General features: G+C 28.7%; 19 protein-coding genes. 9 read left to right on the top strand and 10 right to left on the bottom strand.

The features are described from left to right. Positions 1–91: 91 nt before the first annotated feature. Both H6553_01680 and H6553_01675 read left to right on the top strand, forming a co-directional pair. Positions 92–349, top strand: coding sequence for a hypothetical protein (locus H6553_01680; GenBank protein ID MCB9032530.1), 258 nt, complete (start codon positions 92–94; stop codon positions 347–349). Next, the gene (locus H6553_01675; protein ID MCB9032529.1) at positions 330–1,076 is read left to right on the top strand and encodes a zeta toxin family protein; all 747 of its coding nucleotides are present in this window, start codon (positions 330–332) and stop codon (positions 1,074–1,076) included. Before H6553_01680 ends, H6553_01675 begins: the two co-directional genes overlap by 20 nt. On the opposite strand, the gene H6553_01670 is transcribed toward H6553_01675, so the two are convergent. Both H6553_01670 and H6553_01665 read right to left on the bottom strand, forming a co-directional pair. Then, the gene (locus tag H6553_01670; protein ID MCB9032528.1) at positions 1,073–2,371 is read right to left on the bottom strand and encodes a ribonuclease H-like domain-containing protein; all 1,299 of its coding nucleotides are present in this window, start codon (positions 2,369–2,371) and stop codon (positions 1,073–1,075) included. The two genes, H6553_01675 and H6553_01670, sit on opposite strands and share 4 nt — an antisense overlap. Next, positions 2,372–3,376 (bottom strand): NTP transferase domain-containing protein, encoded by a 1,005-nt coding sequence (locus H6553_01665; protein MCB9032527.1) that lies wholly within the window; start codon positions 3,374–3,376, stop codon positions 2,372–2,374. 125 nt (positions 3,377–3,501) lie between these two features. Between H6553_01665 and H6553_01660 the strand changes: the two genes are divergently transcribed. Beyond that, a complete protein-coding gene (locus H6553_01660; protein ID MCB9032526.1) occupies positions 3,502–4,779 on the top strand; it encodes a serine hydroxymethyltransferase in 1,278 nt (425 codons plus the stop codon). 51 nt (positions 4,780–4,830) lie between these two features. On the opposite strand, the gene H6553_01655 is transcribed toward H6553_01660, so the two are convergent. Further along, a complete protein-coding gene (locus H6553_01655; GenBank protein MCB9032525.1) occupies positions 4,831–5,901 on the bottom strand; it encodes a trypsin-like peptidase domain-containing protein in 1,071 nt (356 codons plus the stop codon). A gap of 4 nt (positions 5,902–5,905) precedes the next feature. Further along, positions 5,906–7,084: a hypothetical protein gene (locus H6553_01650; protein ID MCB9032524.1), complete on the bottom strand. Its 1,179-nt coding sequence runs from the start codon at positions 7,082–7,084 to the stop codon at positions 5,906–5,908. Positions 7,085–7,189: 105 nt separating this feature from the next. Between H6553_01650 and H6553_01645 the strand changes: the two genes are divergently transcribed. Both H6553_01645 and H6553_01640 read left to right on the top strand, forming a co-directional pair. After that, positions 7,190–7,849 carry a response regulator transcription factor gene (locus H6553_01645; protein ID MCB9032523.1) on the top strand — a complete coding sequence of 220 codons (660 nt, stop codon included), beginning with the start codon at positions 7,190–7,192 and terminating at the stop codon, positions 7,847–7,849. Beyond that, entirely contained in the window at positions 7,850–8,965 is a 1,116-nt protein-coding gene (locus H6553_01640; protein ID MCB9032522.1) for a c-type cytochrome, read from the top strand. Between the two features lie 9 nt (positions 8,966–8,974). Here the strand turns inward: H6553_01640 and H6553_01635 are convergent, their stop codons facing one another. Together H6553_01635 and H6553_01630 are read right to left on the bottom strand one after the other, a co-directional pair. Further along, positions 8,975–10,309 (bottom strand): hypothetical protein, encoded by a 1,335-nt coding sequence (locus tag H6553_01635; protein ID MCB9032521.1) that lies wholly within the window; start codon positions 10,307–10,309, stop codon positions 8,975–8,977. Further along, positions 10,306–11,232, bottom strand: coding sequence for an ABC transporter ATP-binding protein (locus H6553_01630; protein MCB9032520.1), 927 nt, complete (start codon positions 11,230–11,232; stop codon positions 10,306–10,308). Before H6553_01630 ends, H6553_01635 begins: the two co-directional genes overlap by 4 nt. Before the next feature lie 120 nt (positions 11,233–11,352). On the opposite strand from H6553_01630, the gene H6553_01625 reads away from it, so the two are divergent. Together H6553_01625 and H6553_01620 are read left to right on the top strand one after the other, a co-directional pair. Beyond that, positions 11,353–12,585, top strand: a complete 1,233-nt coding sequence (locus H6553_01625; GenBank protein MCB9032519.1) for a SpoIIE family protein phosphatase — start codon at positions 11,353–11,355, stop codon at positions 12,583–12,585. 108 nt (positions 12,586–12,693) lie between these two features. Continuing rightward, positions 12,694–13,206: a transposase gene (locus H6553_01620; GenBank protein MCB9032518.1), complete on the top strand. Its 513-nt coding sequence runs from the start codon at positions 12,694–12,696 to the stop codon at positions 13,204–13,206. Positions 13,207–13,787: 581 nt separating this feature from the next. Here H6553_01620 and H6553_01615 read toward each other — a convergent pair. From H6553_01615 to H6553_01605, 3 genes are all read right to left on the bottom strand, one after another. Further along, the gene (locus tag H6553_01615) at positions 13,788–16,415 is read right to left on the bottom strand and encodes a hypothetical protein (GenBank protein MCB9032517.1); all 2,628 of its coding nucleotides are present in this window, start codon (positions 16,413–16,415) and stop codon (positions 13,788–13,790) included. Between the two features lie 241 nt (positions 16,416–16,656). Continuing rightward, the gene (locus H6553_01610) at positions 16,657–17,607 is read right to left on the bottom strand and encodes a GDP-L-fucose synthase (GenBank protein MCB9032516.1); all 951 of its coding nucleotides are present in this window, start codon (positions 17,605–17,607) and stop codon (positions 16,657–16,659) included. A gap of 821 nt (positions 17,608–18,428) precedes the next feature. Next, positions 18,429–18,920: a DUF4890 domain-containing protein gene (locus tag H6553_01605; GenBank protein MCB9032515.1), complete on the bottom strand. Its 492-nt coding sequence runs from the start codon at positions 18,918–18,920 to the stop codon at positions 18,429–18,431. Between the two features lie 98 nt (positions 18,921–19,018). On the opposite strand from H6553_01605, the gene H6553_01600 reads away from it, so the two are divergent. Then, positions 19,019–19,765, top strand: a complete 747-nt coding sequence (locus tag H6553_01600; protein MCB9032514.1) for a response regulator transcription factor — start codon at positions 19,019–19,021, stop codon at positions 19,763–19,765. A gap of 42 nt (positions 19,766–19,807) precedes the next feature. Here the strand turns inward: H6553_01600 and gmd are convergent, their stop codons facing one another. Beyond that, on the bottom strand, positions 19,808–20,920 hold the full coding sequence (gene gmd / locus H6553_01595) for a GDP-mannose 4,6-dehydratase (protein MCB9032513.1): 1,113 nt from the start codon (positions 20,918–20,920) through the stop codon (positions 19,808–19,810). 63 nt (positions 20,921–20,983) lie between these two features. Here gmd and H6553_01590 point away from each other — a divergent pair, with 63 nt between their 5' ends. Continuing rightward, positions 20,984–21,556 carry a phosphoribosylglycinamide formyltransferase gene (locus H6553_01590; GenBank protein ID MCB9032512.1) on the top strand — a complete coding sequence of 191 codons (573 nt, stop codon included), beginning with the start codon at positions 20,984–20,986 and terminating at the stop codon, positions 21,554–21,556. Positions 21,557–21,610: the final 54 nt, after the last annotated feature.

The following is a 21,610-nucleotide window of genomic DNA, read 5'->3' as shown; positions in this document are numbered from 1 at the left end:
GATAAATTTTTAAATTAGAGTAATTAAATGAACTATTTAAAGCAATATTTTGTTTTATTATAGTATTGAAGAACTACCGTGAATTGATGATATGGTTTATAATAAAGAAAATAAAGATTTGGAAGAAGCAATCTTAATTAAGTCTGCAAAGTCTGCATCATCTAAAGCTATTAGAACATCTAAAGCATTGGGTTTAACCATAAAAATTGTAAAAGACAATAAAATAATTGAGGTACTTCCAGATAATTCAACAAAAGTAATTCAATCACTTCCAAAACCAACCGTCGCTGTTTCTGGACTTAAAAAAGGAATGAAGTTGACTATAAAAGATGGCGATTCCAAGAATTAGAGTATTTGCAGGACCAAATGGTTCTGGGAAAAGTACCTTGTTTGATAGTTTTTCTAAGAAATATCCAACAGGTTATTTTTTGAATGCTGATTTTATTGAAAACGAATTGACAAACAAAGGATTTATTGATTTGAATGATTATCAATTGAAACTTACACAAATTGATTTAGAAAATTTTTATCAATCGGAAAGAGCCAAATCTTTAATTCAAAAATCTATAAAAGATGGTCATCAAATTGATGTTAGTATTCAAGAAAATGTAATTACAGACAAAACAAAAAGTAGTCATAGCTATGAAGGTGCTTTAATTAGTATGTTTTTAAGACATCATCTTCAATTTAAGAAATTAGATTTTTGCTTTGAAACAGTAATGAGTCATTCTTCTAAGATTGAAGAAATTAAAGAAGCAAAAGCTATTGGATATAAAGTTTACTTATATTTTATTGCAACAGAACATCCTGATGTAAATATTTCTAGAGTAGAAAATAGAGTTCAAAAAGGTGGTCATCAAGTTTTGGAAGATAAAATCGAATCAAGATATTATAAATCTTTAAACAACTTAATTGATGCAATTAAAGTAGCTGATAAATCTTATGTTTTTGATAACTCTCAAGATAGATTTAGATTAATTGCAACTGTAAAAGAAAATAAAGCATTAGAGTTAAAAGTAAATCAAAGAGATTTGCCTAATTGGTCTATCAATAATATTTTAATATATTATATTTAAAACGCTATAATATCTAATTTGTTCTTATTTTTTCTGATGTATTGAATGATGTTCTTTGCTGTTTCTGCGTTTTCTTCAATTGGAATGATTTGTTCTTCTAACAAGCTAAAATCATTAATAAATTCTGGTTGATAAAAGCAGTAACCTATTAGTGTATTGTCTTTAATTAAGAAAGCACATTTTTCATCAAAATTTCTGCCTTCGTCTATCAAAATAAAATTTTCATTTGGATAAGTAAACTTAGACAAAATATCATCTAATTTTTTATTATAAATAAAACTAGAATCTATTTTTTTAAACGAAGGCATTGTCTTAAAGTTGCTTAAAATATGCTGCATCATTTTTTCTGCTTTCAACTTAGAAGTAAATTTAATTATTGGTGTTTCTGCTTCGTCAATTACTTTTACCATTAATTTTTTAAATCCAGCTGCATCGTTTTCTGCAAAAATTCCAAAAGAAAAATCACTAGTAAATTGTTGTTTATTGTACTTTGGCTGATGCTGTTGCACATAGTGTTTTTTTAATAATATAGCTAACAGTTCATTTCCTGTAAGTTCAATTTCAATACTGTGTGTTAGTTCAAACAATTCTTTTTTGTAGCGTTCCTTTGGTTTTTCTTTATAAAAATAATATATACTATCTTTAATATTTTTTGTTTTATCTATATGTAAAATATTATTTTCTTTATCTCGAAACAAATACAATCCAGTTTCTTCTGGCAAAGATTCTATAAAGTGAACATCAATAGTATCTGGTAAAAATAGCGTAGGTTTCTTTATGGTGTGTTTAAAAAAATCTTCGTTATGATGCAGTATAATTTTTTCAAACAAAATGGCTGTTGCTCTTGCATCACCAAAAGCTCTATGTCTGTTATCTATAGGAATTTCTAAAGCACTACACAGTTTTCCTAAACTATACGATTTCTGTTTTGGAAATGCTTTTCTACTCAACTGTACCGTATCTAAAGTTTGTCGCTGAAAAGGTGTATTTAATCGTTTAAACTCATTTTTAATAAAGTGATAGTCGAACTTGGCATTATGTGCTACAAAAATTTTATTATGAGTTAATTGATTAATGGTATCTGCAACTTCTTCAAACGAAGGTGCATTGGCAACCATGCTATTGGTAATTCCTGTAAAAGTAGAAATAAAGGCATTTATTTTTTTATTCGGATTAATAAGCGTAGTGTATTCTTCAATTACTTTTTCGCCATTGTGAATGATAATGGCAATCTCAATAATTCGTTCTGTTATATTATTGCCACCAGTAGTTTCTATGTCAACAATTGCAAACAATTACCTCAAATCTAATTCTGTATTATCACCAATATTCAACGACTGACCTGCACTTTTAATCGTAGTATCATTGCCAATTAACGAATGATACAACATAATGTTTTGTAACCTGCTGAAACTACCTATTATAGAATCTTTTATTATAGCACTATCTATATGAACATCATCACCAATAGTAGCATTTGGTCCAATAATAGCATTTTCTATGTGTACATTTTTTCCAATAAACACAGGTGGTATAATTACACTATTAATACATTTCTTAGTGCTTTTGTTTTTGTTACTTTCTTTTAGAAGCAATGCATTGGTCTTTAATAAAATATCTTTCTGTCCACAATCGTACCAATTGGTAACTTTAATTGCTTTAATAGGAATTTCTTTTTTCAACATCAACATAATAGCATCTGTAATTAAATACTCATTATTCGTTTTTATTTTTTTACTAATGTTAAAGTCTAGTGAATTAATTAATTCATTATATTCTTTAATCTTATATAATCCAACTAATGCCATATTTGATTTTGGAATTTTTGGTTTTTCTACTACTTTAACAATGTTGTCTTGTTCATCAATTTCTGCTACGCCAAAAATTCTTGGGTCATCTACTTTTTTAATACCAAAAACCGAATGTTTAGCATTGACAAATTCATTTAAATCTGTCTCAAAAATAGTGTCGCCTAGTACTATAATTACTTCTTGTTCTTTTTTAATAACTGCCTTCGTTAACCAAATAGCATGACCTAAACCTTCTCTTTTTTCTTGAAAAACAAATTGCTTTTTTAAGTTTGGATAAGCTTTATCTACATAGTCTTTTATTTTATCGCCTAAATAACCAATTACAAAAACAAAATCATTTACACCAACTGCTTCTAGTTGCTCAATAATATAACCAATAATAGGTTTTCCTGCAACAGGAATTAAACACTTTGGCTGCGAATAAGTATGTGGTCGTAACTGTGTACCTGCACCTGCAACAGGAATTATGGCGGTTAATTTTTTACTCATGATGATAAATATACAAATTCGAGATATGTATTAGCATAACAAAGATAATTATTGTGCTATTAATTTATCATCACGAATTAATTAATCCAAATAAAACTTGATGTATTTTTTATATTTGTAACACAATTACAACCATGGAAAGAGATAAAAAGATATTTTCGTTGATTAACGATGAGTTACACCGACAAACGGTAGGTATTGAATTAATTGCTTCTGAAAACTTTACTAGCAAACAAGTAATGGAAGCAATGGGTTCTTGTTTAACGAATAAATATGCCGAAGGTTATCCTACAAAAAGGTATTATGGTGGTTGTGAAGTGGTAGATATTGTTGAACAAATTGCTATTGATAGATTGTGTGAATTATTTGGTGCTGAATATGCCAATGTACAACCACATTCTGGTGCACAAGCAAATGCAGCTGTTTTCTTAGCTTGTTTACAGCCTGGCGATAATATTTTAGGTTTCGATTTATCGCATGGTGGTCATCTTTCTCATGGTTCGCCAGTTAATTTTTCAGGAAAAGTGTATCGACCACACTTTTATGGTGTAGAAAAAGAAACAGGTTTAATTGATATGGATAAAGTAGAAGCTAAAGCAAAAGAAGTACAACCTAAATTAATTATTTGTGGTGCTTCTGCTTATGCAAGAGATTGGGATTATGCTCGTTTTAGAGCTATTGCAGATAGTGTTGGTGCTATTTTAGTGGCTGATATTGCACATCCAGCTGGATTAATTGCTAAAAAGAAATTAAATGATCCAATGCCTCATTGTCATATTGTTACTTCTACTACACATAAAACACTACGAGGACCAAGAGGTGGTGTGATAATGATGGGAAAAGATTTTGAAAATCCGTTTGGAGAAAAAACACCTAAAGGAGAAACTAAAATGATGAGCCAAGTGTTGAACGCTGCTGTTTTTCCAGGTATGCAAGGTGGACCATTAGAACATGTAATTGCAGCTAAAGCAGTTGCTTTTGGCGAAGCATTAACTGATGAATATGATACATATACCGATTTAGTTATTGCCAATGCTCAAACTATGGCAAACGAATTTATTAGAAGAGGTTATAATATTATTTCTGGTGGAACGAGTAATCATTTAATGTTGATTGATTTACGCAATAAAAATATTACTGGTAAAGAAGCAGAAAAAGCTTTGGGCTTAGCAGATATTACAGTAAATAAAAATATGGTACCATTTGATGATAAATCGCCGTTTGTAACATCAGGAATGAGAATAGGTACAGCAGCTATTTCTACTAGAAATTTGAATGCAGAAGATTGCTTACAAATTGTAGATTGGATAGATACTATCTTAATGTCTAAAGATGATTTAGCATTAATAGAAGCTATCAAATCTAAAGTGCATGGCTTTATGAGCAATTTTCCTTTGTATTGATTTCAAAGTATAATGGCTTATAAAAGAGTCATCGAATCAAGTTACTAAAAATTACACCTTAGAAAAAGTAGTTTTCTCGCAGTTGTATGTGTTTAGCAAGTAATCATCTAGTTCATCTGCTTTGCTTATCATTCCAGATAAATTTTGTTGTATTTGTTTACTAGCGTCTGTATTAATATCGCTAATTCTTGTTCTATAAGAAATATATATTTTATTATCACTTATTCCAAGCTGATATGGTGTGATTGGATTGCTCAACAAATAAGTAAATAGTGTTTCTAAATTTTCTTTTGGTAATTTATTCAATGGCGATGTGGCATATAAGTACTTAGAATTATAAACAAAGATTCTAATTAAAGCAGAACCTTCGTGAAATTCCCAAAACTCTTGTCCAGCTCTTGCTAAAATTGGATTGATATTAATATTCTTTAAGGCATCTTCTACAAAAGTGCAGAATTTATTCAAAGGTACTTCGTCAAATATTTTATCGTTGATATTCGCACCACAGACTTCACAATAATCTGTTTTTTCATACATTAAATGACTACAACTTTCGCATTTTAATGCAAACGACTGTATGCCTTTGTCTTCATAACTATTCAACTCTTCCATTACAACAGCTGCTGGAATAGCAAAGCCAACATTGTCTGCTTCAGTAAATTTTGCAGTAGTAACGCCAACCAAAACGCCTTCGCCATTTACCACAGGACCACCACTATTTCCTGGATTTACTGCTGCATCTGTTTGTATATAATTTTTTCCATTCAACAATTGCTTTGGATTAGACACAATACCTTCTGTAATAGTATATGGCATGCCAAAAGGAAAACCAAGTACCCACAATTTATCTTGATTACTTACTGGTTTCACACTATCAAAAGGAATGTCTTGAGTTGGTTTAAATTCAGATTTTAAAAATGCAAGGTCTGCATCTGGATTTACAAAAACTACTTGAGCCAAATATCTATCTTGATTTTGGTCTTCAATAGCTACTTGTTTATTGCCTTCTATTACATGATAATTAGTAACAAATAAATCTTTTTCTTTAATATAAAATCCACTTCCGCTTCCACCAGAAGTATTGATTTTAAATACTGCATTTTTTAGTAATTCGTGGTTCATAGTATTAGTTTTTATTGAATATTTTACTAAAGAATCCTTTTTTCTTAGTTTGCGAATCTTCTGTTTTTATTATTGGTAATTTATCGTTAGTCATAATTTGATGAACAGCTTGATAAAGTGTATTGGCTGCAACATTATCTGGTTTGTTGGCTGCATCTTGCATAGCTTTTTCTAAAATAGCAGCAATATTTGATTCTATATTATTGCTATAAAACAAATTGTAGATACCATATTCTAATGAAAACATTGCACCAATATAATCGTTGTTTTGAATCTCTTTTTGAGCATTGTCGTACGCATATTTTAAATTCTTTCTTATTCCATCTAAATTAATATTATATTTGTAAGGAATAAATGTATCTATATAATATAAATCATGTAAAAACTCATCTTTTGATTGATGGATATTTTTTTCTAGGAAATTCTTTGATTCATTTAATCGTTGATAATAATCGGCTTTGCTATTTAAAAAAGACATGGTGCGTTCTATCTGATTTCTGAAACTACCTTGTGGAGAACACAAATAGTCAATTTTCAAAATAGTAATCGCTAAAACATCCCATAAATATTGCGTAATTCTTTTATTTTCTAAATAGTCGTAAGCGTAATTTGCTTCTTCTATATATAGTTCTATCTTTTCCCAAACCGACTGTTTCTCTGCATCGGTAAAAGGTCTAATTTTTGGTGCAACAATATGCGATGCATTGAACTTATCAATAAAATCATCATCATAGATATCTGCATTAATACAAATTTCTCTTAGTACATCATAAATTTTATACGGTTCACATAATTCTAAAGGCACTTCATATCTAAACAACAGTTTATTGTCTTCCAAATCTATTCGAGAAGTAGATAAAGGATAAAAGTTAATTTGTGCTACTTGTCTTAAAATAGGTACTTTTTTTGCTTGTTCTATATTTAAGAATGGTGCTTCAATTTTTAAAACATCATCTATATATATATGAACAATAACTGAACCATGTGGAATTTCGTAAACAGTTTTATCTGCATTTGCATACTTCTGATCAATATCAGGATCTACAAAGTGTAAAATTCCTCTAATACAATCTTTATATTGCTTGTCTTCGTACAATTTTAATACAGTATCCCAATAATTATCAGGCACATTATTTTTATACGGTGGAATAACTGATTTATGGAAAGAAAAGTTGTTAAGCATAGTTTTTTAATTAAATAAGTATTACTGACCACAAATTAAATTAATTTTTCCTTATTATAAAAAAGCAATAATCACTAATTATTTTTATATTTTTGTTAGAAGGTAATGGCACCTAAAATAAACATACTAATTGCAGACACTCAAATCTTAGTACGAGAAGGTTTAAAATGTTTATTAAGCAAGTACAAAAACATAGCAGTTATTGCAGAAGTAAGTAATTCTAAAGACTTAATTTTAAGTAGTAAAAAGCTACAACCAGATGTTATTATGTTTGATTATTGGCATCCGACTGCTTTTGATATTGACGATATTACTCTAGTAAAAAATGTGTCGCCAAAATCGCAGTTTGTAGTTATCTCTGCTGATAATTCAAAACAAAATGTACTTAAAGTTATTGAAAAAGGTGTGTTGAGTTACTTAACTAAAGAATGTGACGAAGAAGAAATTATTGGTTCGATAAGAGCAGTACTTAAAAAAGAAAAGTATCTGTGCCATAAAGTAATTGATATTATTATTGACAAACACACGCATCAAGGCGAAGATATTTGCAAAGCATTTAATTTATCATCTAGAGAAACAGAAATTATAAAATTAACTGCAAAAGGTTGGGACGCAAAAACCATTGCAGAACATTTGTTTTTAAGTACGCATACTATCTATACACACAAAAAGAATATCATGAAGAAGCTAGACATTAATACTACTTCTGAAATGATAGTATATGCTATTCAAAACGGATTAGCTGAAAAAGAAGAATTGGCTTAGTTGAAAAAATACATCTTATATTTACTATTAATATTATTTATTACTTCCTGTAAAAACAAGCAAGATTCCTATTTTTATTTTAAAGATGATGCTGATTTTTTTGCCAACAATACTGGTTTAAGTGATACTGCATTTATTGGCAAACAAGTTTTTTTTGATACTTCGCTCTCTGTGCCAAGTGGTATGAGTTGTGCTTCATGTCATTCGCCAAGCAGTGGATTTAGCGACCCAAGACACAGTCCGTTTTCTGTAGGAGCAGACAACAAAAGCATAGGTAACCGAAATGCAATTACTATTGCTTACAATGCATTTGCTCCAATTAGACATGGCGACATGAAAAATGGTGTAATGGAAAGTTTTGGTGGCTTTTTTTGGGATGGTAGAGCTTTGCTAATGATTGATCAAGCATTTTCGCCTTTATTTAATAAAGATGAAATGAACAACACTGATTTTAAATCATTGGCAAATACAATAAGAAAATCTTATTATTATAAAGATATTAAAAAACTATATGAAAAATACAATCTAAATGATGACCAAACACTATTGGCGTTTGTATCGAATGCTTTGGTGGCGTTTGAGCAATCTAAACAAGTAAATTCGTTTACTAGTAAATTTGATTTTTATTTAGCAGGAAAAGTAAAATTGACTGATGAAGAAATGCAAGGTTTTTTATTGTTTCAAGATACAGCTAAAACACAGTGTATTACTTGTCATACATTAGATAAAAACGAATTATCAGGAAAAATATTATTTACAGATTTTTCTTATGATAACATCGGCGTTCCCAAAAACACACATCAAAATAGTTTGCCATTAGATAGTGGTTTAGGTGGTATTGAGTTGCGAAAACCTTTAGAAATAGGAAAATTTAAATCGCCAAGTTTGCGTAATGTAGCTATTTCTGCACCATATATGCACAATGGCGTGTTTAATTCGTTGGAAGAAGTTTTAGAATTCTATAATGAAAGAGACATCAATCCGAAATTTAAACCAGAGTATCCATTAACCATGAATACAACAGAATTAGGCAACTTAAAATTAAGTCAAGATGAGATTGATGCACTGATTGCCTTTCTAAAAACACTTACAGATGGTTACAAATTACAACAATAAAATATCTATTTATGTATTTATTTTTAAATATTTTATATTGCTAAAATCTATTGATTTTATTTTCCTATATATCATTAAAATAATAATAGCTAAATAAATCAATACCATTATAGTACTAATTAATGGATCTATTGGATAAAAAGCATACAATGATTTAGGTACACCTTTTAAAAGCACATACGGAATAAAAAAGTACCAAATCAACATATAGAAAAACCAAATTAGATTGGCTTTTTTTACTTCATTTATATGTAAATAAATATTGACTAAAATATCTTTTGCTAAAAATAAAATTACAACTATTGGTATTAGAAAGTTAGAACCAATATTCTCTTTAAAGAGAGAAAGATTAAGTGATAATATAATTGCTGTAATCATACAAAAACAAAGTGTAATTAACCACAATGGTAAATTTAGAGCCACTTTTCTATAATTCTTTTCTTTAAAAGCAGATAAAACAAATCTATAATTTATAATACTAATTGGTTCTAATAAAATAGTAATTAAAACTGTTGTTATTAAAACAGCATACGATTTAACAAAGTAAACATTGTATTGAATAAATTCGCCTAATTCAGTTTCAAATAGAAAACCTGAAAAATAAACCAATAGAAAAATATTAAAGCATATCCATGCATAAGGTAATAATTCGTAATTTAATTCTTCTTTAATTAATCTATATGCACCAAGCAAAGCCCAAAAGGTAAAACAGATTGAAGAAAGTAAAGTAAATATGGAATAATTAAAAGGAATATCGTACCATAAAATAAAAGTCTCATTTGTAGAAATAAAAGAGTGTATTAAAAAATACATTAATATCATATATATTAACAATATTGGAGTAAAATTAAAATTGCCTAAATCAGAAACATCATCTTTTCTTTTAATAAACAGAATACTCAATATCAAACCAAGTGAATGAAACATAACTGTAGTTAATATTATTTTTAAAATACCACTTAGTTTAGTTCCAACATCGTAACCACTTAAAAGTGCAGCCAATAAAGCAATCGTTAGAATAATTAAACCAAAAGCCCAATTATATACAACAGGTCCAATTAACTTACCAACTAACATATCTTTTGCTTCGAGTGCCGACATTTTTTGATAAATCCATGTTTTATTTCGTATTTCACTAATTTGTGAATTGGCTACTATAAAAGTTCCCCAAAAAGTATTAAATACAGTAAAAAAGAATATGGATATACTATATACTTTGTCTGATGAATTGCTACTAAATATTTGAGGAAACATCAAACTAAACAAATAGACTACTGCAATAGCAATATAAACCGTTCTAAAATTATATAATTTTATATTTTTATTTAATTCTGCTAAATTCATTGTATTGGATTTAAACTTTCAAAATATTTGTCTTGCATCTTTTTCTCTTTTATTTCAAAATGATATAAACCAATATTGGCATTTGCTAAAAACTGCAATAGCTTGGCTTGTTCATTTTCATTAGTAGAGAATAAAATAGTCAATTGGTTATTAATTATACTACAAGTAATTTCGTTACTGTATTGTTTAATTGTTTGTTCTAAAGTTTGTTGTTCGCAATTGGCTCTTACTACAATATTGCATAAACTTGTTACTATATGAGTACTCTCTGCAATTTCATTTTTAGATTGATAAATTGTTCCATTTCTAATAACAATTAAATCAGTGGCATATTCTTCTAGTTCAGCTAAAATGTGTGAAGATACTATAATGGTAATTCCACTATTTTTTAAATTAATAAACAATTTACTAAGATGTAAACGAGCTTCAGGATCTAAACCAGAAGCAGGTTCATCTAAAATTATATATTTAGGTTTATAAATAATTACTTGTCCAATAGCCAATCTTTGTCGCATTCCTCTCGACAAATTGATTGCCTTTTCGTTGATCTTGTCTTCTAGCTGTATGTATTCTAGCGTTTCTTTTATAGCAGCAGGAATTATATTAATGTCCATTCCATGACTTGCTGCTGCATATTGTAAATGGTCTTTTACCGTAAGTGTATTATACAAACCAAAAAAATCTGGTAAAAAACCAATGAGTTGATGTGCTTCTCTTGGCGACTGATACACATCTATTCCATCAATTAAAATATTACCATAACTTGGCTTTAATAAACCACAAATATTGTTGAGCAAAGTTGTTTTTCCTGCACCATTTGGACCAACAATTGCAGTTATCTCATTTTCTTTTATTTGAACATTAACATCATACAATGCTCTATGTTGTTTATAGTCATGTGTTAACTGTTTAATTTCTATCATTACACTTTTAATTTTTCATTTACTAAGATATAAATATTATTAAACTAAGTATCCTATCTCAAAAAATTAATAACACATTATCCAACTAAAATTAAGAATAATTTCCTTATATTAGTTTTAGTGAATTTTTTAGATACATATGAAGATACCATTCATCTAAAAGATAATGTAACACAACTGCAAAAACAGTTGCATAGTGTGCTTACCATTACACAAGCTATTAATGCCAACACACATACACCAGAATTAATTGAACTTTATAAACAAACACTACAAAAACATTTAGGTGTAGACGAAATTGCACTATTTATTTACAATGAAGCTTGGAAAAGACCACTCTATATTCATCAAGAAAAAGAAGAGTTTATTCCTGTTGAAAATAATATCAGACAATATGCCTTAGCTACAAAACTAAACAAAGAAGAACAATTATTATTCAATGGATTTAAATATGTAATTCCAGTATATCATAAAAAACAACCTTTAGCATTCGCCTTATTTGGAGATATTAATAACACTCATCAGCAAACAGAAGATTCGCTATTAGAATTTGCACAAGTAATTACTAATATTATTGCAGTTGCCATAGAAAATAAACGACTGTTTTATAAAGAAGTCGAAAAGAAGAATTACGACAAAGAGTTAGAGTTAGCATCGAAAGTGCAAACCATGTTAATACCAAAACAGTTGCCAAAAAATAAAATGTACGAGTTTGCAGGATTGTATATTCCGTACAAAGGTATTGGTGGCGACTACTACGATGTTATTCATATTAGCAAAGATGAATTTGTTTTTTGTATTGGCGATATTTCTGGAAAAGGTATTGCTGCTGCTTTGGTAATGGCAAATATACAAGCGTATTTAAATGCTATTGTAGAAAGCAAAGTAAGCGACCTACAATTTATAGAACGACTTAATAGAAAAGTTTTTTCGATTACGAATGGCGATAAGTACATTACACTTTTTATTGCGAAGTACAATATTGTAACCAGAAAATTGGTATATATTAATTGTGGTCATGTTCCACCAATTTTGTGTAATGACACAGCGTGTATTTTGCTAGACAAAGGTACGACAATGCTTGGCGTATTTGAAGAATTGCCAAAAATAAATATACAAACTATAGATATTCCTAATGAATCTATATTAGTTAGCTTTACAGATGGACTGAATGAGTTAGAAAATAATGAAGACCAACAATACAGTTGTAATAGAATTTATGAGTTTGTAGCCAAGTATCATAAATATTCTACAGAAGTATTTAACAAAGTACTCTACGATGATATTTGCAAATACAAAGGCAATAAATTATTCAATGATGATATTAGTGTACTCACTGCAAGGTTTTATTGATAGCATACTTATCTTTATTGCTCTAATTATAATTATTTCTAATGTACTTTACAGGTGTTATCACCTGTAAAATTATAAAAAAATGTAAAATATTTATTATCTTGTATTATGGAAGAATATTTTCCTCAATTTTTTACAGCAACAATTTATAAATGGTATCCGATTTTAAAAGCAAGTGAAGTGAAAGATATTATAGTTAATAGTCTTACTTTTTTAACAGAGAATAAGAGAGTTTATGTTCATGCCTTTGTAATTATGGATAATCATATACATTTAATTTGGAGAATTAGAGCGGGTCATTTGCAAAAAAGTATTCAAAGAGATTTTTTAAAATATACTGCTCAGCAAATTAAATTTTATCTACAAAAAAACAATCGTGCTTTACTTGAGTTGTGTAAAGTAAATTTAAAAGATAGGCAATACATGATTTGGCAACCTAACTCTATGAGTATTGACTTATACACGGATAGAGTATATAGTCAAAAAATAGACTACATTCATGATAATCCAGTAAAAGCAAAACTTTGTTTAAAAGCAGAAGACTATTTTTATTCAAGTGCAGATTACTATTATTTAAATAAAAGTAAATGGAAATTTATAAATAATGAAGATGCATTGTAAGTTTCATCAGGTGTTATCACCTGATGAGTGCGAGAATTATCAAAACAATCATAAAGAGTGCAAATTAAATAATATTATAAACTAAAGAATGAATTTATTAGATATAATTAGTTTTATTTTTACACCCATAATCATTTTAGCAATTTTCATATTATTATTTATTAATATAAAAGTATTTCTAAAAATTAATGTATTGTTACTTAATAGAGATTATAGAGGATTTATATATGAATACATTTATTTCAGGTATAATTTCAAAGACCGTAAAGTAAATAATATCGAGATTATGCCAATTTCTTATATCATGTCATTATTTATTCCAAAAAGACTCATTAAATATAATGATGAAGTAAAAAAACTATACCTAATCAAATATAAATATGAAAAAATACTCTTAACTATACTCGTATTATCTACTTTATTTAGTCTTATACTTGACTGTTTTTCATAGTGCACATAGATCAATATAATTTATAAATTTCATTAAGTGAGAACACTTGATGATGCGAAAATTTCATCAGGTGATAACACCTAATGAGTGCGAGAAAATGATAGTACAATATACAATATGTATTATTAGTTTACTTATTCTTAAACAAACCTTTTATGCCTTGTTTTATTTGTTCTGTTGGTGTAGTTTTTACACTGTCGTTATTATTGCCACCAGACAAAAAATTGTCTTTTAGTTGCTCTTTTACACTTTTGTTGCTTGTAGTACTATCACTAGTATTATTTCCTAGAAAAGAGTTTTTTATTTGATTGGTAAAACTTTCTTTCATCGCTTCTTTAACACTTTGTCCACCAATTGCTGCACTTGGCTTTAACATTTTTACTGTTGGACTATTAGCATTTCCACCTACATCAAAATTAAATCGAATTACATCAGGATGCAAACCATTTAAACCTGGAATTGGATTTTTTGCCAACAAGCTATTGGTCATCGTACTTGCTTTTCCTAGTTTGTCCCAAGGTATATCAATAGCAATATCGTAATCTAACGATTTATCTAAACCTTGTGCTCCACCAATAGTTAGCTTCATGTCTTTAACTGGTAATTCAAATGGTTCAATTAAAACTTTTCCATCTTTTACAACAGTATTTATAGATATATTATTTAATTCTATATTATCTAGTCCTTCTAAATTAGTTAATGCTGTAATTTTTTTAAATACTTCTACATTCTTCACAAAAGCATGGTTAATATTAAATCCAGCAATTCCACTTAAGCTATTCATGTTTGGCGATAAATCTGGTTGTATAGTTGTATTAATATTCATGTTAGAACTAAAGCTTCCTTGTACTTGACTGAAAATTGGTGCTAAAGATTGAAACAGTCCTAGATAATCGAACGACTGCTTAAAATCGAAACTCGTAATTTTATAAGTTAAATTAGCAACTGGAATATCTGGTTTGGTAGAATAGTAACCACTTACTATTGCATTTCCACCTAATAAATTTGCATTTAAATTATTCAAATTAATTTGTTCGTCTGCTAAATTTATATTTCCATTTAAATTATTAATAGTTAATTTATCATATAATAATTTATTAATATTTGTATTACCTTTAAATCTTACATTTTTTGGTAGTCGTACTACTTCTTTAGCTTGCTGCGATTTTGTTTTTGTAGTATTAGCATCTTGCTCTGGTAAAAACTCATTTGCATTAATATAATTAGAAACAATATCTAATTGTCCATCTATAGTTCCTTTGTTAGATAAAATATAACTAATATAGTTTTCTAACTTGCCTTTTAAGCTAAAATCGCTTTCGCCAATTTTCATATCACATTTATCTACCGAAACAAATTGTGGCGAAAAACTTAGCAATAATGATGGAATATTAATTGGCTTAGCAACTTCTTTGGTTTCGTATTGCATTTGAAGCACAGCAATATTTCCGCTTGCTTGAATGTTTTGATATTGTTTATTGTCTATGTCAGAAAGTTTAGCTTTTAAGTTTAAGTTGATGTCTGCATTGCCTTTCAATGTTTTTACTTCTTCCATTGGATAGAAATCTTTTACTTTAGCCAAATTCAATTTTCCTTTAGCTTGTAAATCAATATTTGGATTAGAAATTGGCTGACTAACATACAATTTTGCAGTGGTAGGTTCATTGTCTATTTTTAAATTTAACTTAGAAATATCTATTATAGTATTATCTAAACTTCCGCCTTTATTATTAATTTTTGCATTGATGAAAATATCTGTAACAGCACTTGGTAAATCTGGATATTGAAATTGAGCATTGTCTATATTAAGATTAACATTAAAACTAGGATAGCTTTCGCCTTGTAGAATACCTTTTATATTTCCATCTAATTTTAATTTACCTGAAGTTTTTATTTTATTGAAGTCTTTGCTATACAAAGCAGGAATTAAAGATAGAAACGATTTAAAGTCTGCTTCTGCTGCATCAAAACTTAAATCCATTTTTGTTTGTGTAGAATCTACTAGTTGAAGCATACCATCTAAGTCTAATTTTAAATCATTTACATATAACGAATTTTTATCTAACAAATATTTATTTTCTTTTTGATTGATGTTGACCTTGCTCTCCAATTTAATTTTTAAATCATTGACCAAACTAATTAAGTTTTGTTTATAGTTAACTGCATCAATTGTTGTTTTAGAGTTATAGTCTAAAATATCATCAGTAAAATCACCTTTGCCACTATGTTGTAAGTGAGTAATAGATAATACTTGTCCGTTTGTTTGATTATCATAATTAATATTAATATTATTTAATTCAAACTTATTTAATGCTAGTGAAAATGGTTGTGATTCTTTATCTTCTTTTTCTTGAGGTTTTAAGATATTCCAATTGGCAATACTGTCTTTATTTACTTGAGCATTAATATAAACATCACTCAATTCAATAGCATCTATTTTATACTGCTCTCCTTTTAATACACTTTTAATATCTAACGAAAGACTAATATTTCCTATAGACAATAAAGTATCACCTTCGAAAGGAGCATTATTTAAAATAACAATATCTTTAGCATTCAACGCAATGTTAGGAAAGTTGCTAATGTTTTTCAGCAATGATAAATCTATTTTTTTAATATCTGTTTTTGCATCAACATATTTCTCTACTTGTTTGTATGCTACTTGAACTATCTTATCTTTAAATAAAAATGGAGTGGCAATTGCTAAACCTATTAGCAATATCAAAAAGACTAAAACACCAATGAATACCTTTTTCATTCAATAAAGATAAGTAAAAGAAAAAATTAAGGTTAAATGTAGAAGAATAGAAATATAGTAATAATATTAATAAAAATCATCATATGTGCAAGTAATAAGAACTAAGAAATTGAAACCTAAAAACTAAATAAATGGTGATAACATTGTATAACGACAAGATAAATTCTTATCACAAGTTTTTGGTAGTAGTCTTATATTTAAGGAAAGCGAATTATATATTATAATTCGCTTTATTTTTTTATTACTTATACTTGCTTACTATTTGCTCATAATTTTTAGCAAAGTCATCATACACTTTGGTAATGCCTTCTTTTAAATTGATTTTGTGTTGCCAACCCATTTCGTGTAATTTACTTACATCAGTCAACTTTCTTGGTGTGCCATCTGGTTTTGTAGTATCGTGAATAATTTCACCTTCGTAGCCAACAACTTCTTTTATTAAAATAGCTAAATCTTTAATCGTAATTTCTACACCACTACCACAGTTTACAAATGTTTCTCCATCGTAGTTTTGCATTAAGAAATATAGTGCATCAGCTAAGTCGTCTGCATGTAAAAATTCTCTATAAGGTGTGCCACTTCCCCACATAATTACCTCTGGTTCATTGTTGATTTTAGCTTCATGAAATTTTCTAATCAAAGCAGGCAATACATGCGAATTATTTAAATCGTAATTGTCATTTGGTCCGTATAAATTAGTAGGCATAGCAGAAATAAAATCGCAACCATATTGCCTTTTGTACGATTCGCACAATTTAATTCCAGCAATTTTTGCAATAGCATATGGTTCATTAGTTTCTTCTAAAAAACCACTTAATAGATATTCTTCTTTCAAAGGTTGTGGTGCCATCTTAGGATAAATACAAGTACTACCCAAAAAAAGCAACTTTTTTACTTTGTTTTCGTATGCAGCATGAATGGTATTGCACTCAATCATTAAGTTTTGATATAAAAAATCGGCACGATAAATATTATTGGCTTGAATGCCACCAACTTTTGCAGCAGCTACAAAAACAAAATCAGGTTGATTGGCTTCAAACCAAGTACTTGTTGCTTGTTGATTAGTTAAATCTAATTCTTTAGAAGAGGCAGTCAGTATATTGGTATAACCTTCTTGTTGTAATTTTCTTACAATGGCAGAACCAACCATACCATTATGTCCAGCTACAAATATTTTGTCGTTTTTATTCACAATATATTTTTTACAAAGATACAAATTTATAAATAGTTGAAAGTCTTTTATTGTTAGACCTAACTCTTAAAAAGAATAAAAAAGGGCTTTGCTTTACAGATAAAGAATTTATTTCTGCTAAGTTTTTTTGAAGAGGCATTACTTAAGTGGACTAAAAATTATTACAGATATTCGAACTAATATGAAAAATAAATTAGTAGACATGACAGAAAAAATACCACCTAAAAAAGAAGAATCATTGAATCGGCAAATGACAATTTGTGACATAAATCATACTAGACACAGAGTCCTTATAACTTTTTAGTTAACCTAATATCTGCTGTTATTACCTATACCTTTCTTGATAAATTATCCTCTATTTTTTCCAAAAAAAAATAATAAATGTGATCTATAACTTAGGTTAGTATTAATTAACATGAAATAAAAAAGCTACCTATTAAAAGGTAGCTTGTAAGCTGTAGGGGAAGGACTCGAACCTCCACGAGGCGATTAGGAACAGTGCAATGCTTGGTGGTCAACCCCTGTCGGAACAAACCGGCTATACGCTGTCTTTATTTCGGACTCCTCACCCCCGAGACAAGAGGGCATGGCTGCCAATTTCATCACCCCACAATTTTAAGAACGGACAGCAAAGATACTATTTTAGTCCTTAATCAATAAGAGTTTACAATAAAATAAACTCATTATTGCTAATTTTACAATAAAATAAGCAGAAAAATAAATTATTAGCAATTAAAATGCTCTTTCTTTGAATAAATAAAAAAAGGAGTGCTAAATTAAAAAGCACTCCTTCCAAATTACTATTAACAAATGAAGCTGTTTTAGTTTTTCTCTTCTTGTTGTGGTGCATGTGGAGGCATACACCCTTTTTTGCCTTTTGGTCCATTCGTTCCATCAAATTTTGGTTTCATGCTTTCCCATTTTTCCAATTGCTCTTTAGTTAAGATGTTTTTTAAATCGTCTTTCCCTTTTTCCATACTTGCTTTCATTTCTTTTTGCATTGGCTCTAGTTGAGTTTTGTATTTTTCATGCACTGCTTTTAGCTCTGCATCTTTCTTGTCTAAAGTTGGCTGATACTTTGCTTTAATAGCATCTCTTTCTTTGTCTTTAGCTAAGATTTGGTTATAGACTTGTTTTGTTTGCTCGTCTGATAAGCCCAAATCTGTTTTCATTTTCTCAGACATCTTAGTAGCTTTTTGTTCTGGAGTAAATTCTTTTTTATCCATTTTGTTTTTAAAACCTTGAGGTGGTTGTGCCATTATTAAAAAGGCAGCGAAAAAGCTCATTACGATAAATACGCTTAATTTTTTCATATCTTTTTTTTGTTTTATTTGTATATTAGACTAGTCAATAATATCTAGGTTTAAATGGCTTAGAATTATTAACATATATTTAGAATTTAAAAAGGTTGATGAATTGTGTTTTAATAGAAGATGACTTGCTTTTTCAGCAAGTTATAGAACGACATATACAACAGTATAAAGCATATTCTATTAATGTAATAGAAAAATGTCAAACGGTACAAACTGCTATAACTGCTATAAAGAATCATCAGCCACAGTTTATTTTTTTAGATGTAGAATTACTAGATGGTAGAGGAATGGACATTTTAGATGCCTTTGAGAAAATAGAGTTTGAAGTAATTTTTACAACATCGCATGATAAGTATGCTATAAATGCTATTAAAAATAATTGCTTAGATTATTTATTAAAACCTATTCAGTATAAAGATTTTTGTAGTGCTATTGAAAAGTTGGTCTTAAAATTAGAAGCGAAAGAACGACTGACTAAAATTAGAGAGATAGAAGCTAAGGCACAACAGATTCAAGAAAAAGAATCGGCAAAATTAATGTTGCAAAGTAAAGATGGTATTCAATTTGTGCCAATTAAAGATATTGTTGCACTAAGCTCAGAGAGTAATTATACTATTTTTTATATGCTTGATAACTCTAAAATTATAATTGCTAAAACTTTAAAAGAATATGAAAGTAAACTAATAGAGTTTCATTTTTTTAGATGTCATAAATCACACATTATAAATATAAATAGCATAAAAGAGTTAGGTACTTATAATACTGCTATTATGAAAAATGGAATGGAAATAGAAATTAGCAAACGCAAGAAAAAAGAATTTCTAGAATTACTTAATCAGTCGTAGTATGTTTTTTATTATGCTTATAATCTAATTCAGTTACCTTTTTTACTCGTGGTAATTAAAGGTTTTGTGTCCACCTTCCATTAAATATTTATCGCGTTCAAATAGTTGAATATCTGCTTGCATCATATCTTTAACCAAAGCAGCTAAATCGTATTTTGGTTCCCAACCTAATTTAGTCTTAGATTTTGTAGGATCACCAATTAATAAATCAACTTCTGTTGGTCTAAAATATCTTGGATCAATAGCAACTACTTCTTTACCAATCTCTACTTGGTAATCTGGATTATTACATTTTGCAATGTATCCTTTTTCGTCAATACCACTACCTTTAAATTCGACTTCTATACCTAATTCTGCAAATGACATTTTTACAAATTCTCTAACTTCTGTAGTAACACCAGTTGCAATTACATAATCTTCTGGTTCTGGTTGTTGAAGAATTAAATACATCGCTTCCACATAATCTTTTGCATGTCCCCAATCTCTTTTCGCATTCAAGTTTCCTAAGAATAATTTGTCTTGTAAACCTAAACCAATTCTAGAAACTGCTCTTGTAATTTTTCTAGTAACAAAAGTCTCACCTCTTAATGGCGACTCATGATTAAACAATATGCCATTACAAGCATAAATACCATATGCTTCTCTATAGTTTACCGTAATCCAATAACCATACATTTTAGCTACAGCATATGGTGAACGAGGATAAAAAGGCGTTTTTTCACTTTGTGGTATTTCTTGTACCTTTCCGTACAATTCAGATGTTGACGCTTGATACAATTTTGTTTTGTTGACTAAACCTAATAAACGAATGGCTTCTAATAATCTTAGCGAACCAACAGCATCTACATTAGCAGTGTATTCTGGAGTATCAAAACTCACTTTAACATGACTCATTGCACCTAAGTTATAAATTTCATCAGGTTGAATGTCTTGTATAATTCTAATTAAGTTGGTAGAGTCGGTTAAATCGCCATAGTGTAAATGTAAATTCACATTGCTTTCATGTGGATCTTGGTACAAGTGGTCTATTCTATCTGTGTTAAATAAAGAACTTCTTCTTTTAATTCCGTGTACTTCATATCCTTTTGATAAAAGTAATTCAGCTAAATAAGCACCATCTTGTCCTGTAATCCCAGTTATTAAAGCTTTTTTCATTCACAAATAATTTAAGCCGTTAAAAATACGAATTTATTTTGTTTTTTTGCAAAAGTGAGTACCATTAAATTGGCCATATTTTTAAGTGGAACTGGTTCTAATGCTAAAAACATTTGCAGTTACTTTGATGAACATCAGCAAGTAAGCGTTGCATTGTTGTTGTCAAATAATGAAAATTCCGGAGTTAAAAATATTGCAGCATCGTATAATATTCCATATTATATTTTTTCTAAAACTGAATTTAAAGACGGAACTGTTTTACAAGTACTACAAGAACATCAAATAGATACTATTATTTTAGCTGGATTTTTATGGTTGATTCCAAATACTATTTTAGATAAGTATAAAGTCATAAATATTCATCCTGCTTTACTACCAAAATATGGTGGAAAAGGCATGCATGGAATGTATGTACATCAAGCAGTGCATGATAATAAAGAGAAAGAAAGTGGTATTACCATTCATTTATGCAATGAAGTATATGACGATGGACAAGTTTTATTTCAAGCAAAAGTGGATATTGCACCAAACGATACACCAAAAAAAATTGCAGAAAAAGTTTTACAGTTAGAGCATCAATATTTTCCTAAGGTAATTGATGATTATTGTTTTGACTCTCAAACAAAGGAAAAATAACAATAGTTTTACGCTAAACCAACTACTATTAATTATAGAGTATCTACTTTTGCA

The organism is Chitinophagales bacterium, assembly GCA_020636535.1.
Lineage (GTDB): Bacteria > Bacteroidota > Bacteroidia > Chitinophagales > JADIYW01 > JADJSS01.
The sequence above is the reverse complement of the archived record's forward strand: the minus strand, read 5'-3'. Positions and strand labels throughout refer to the sequence as shown.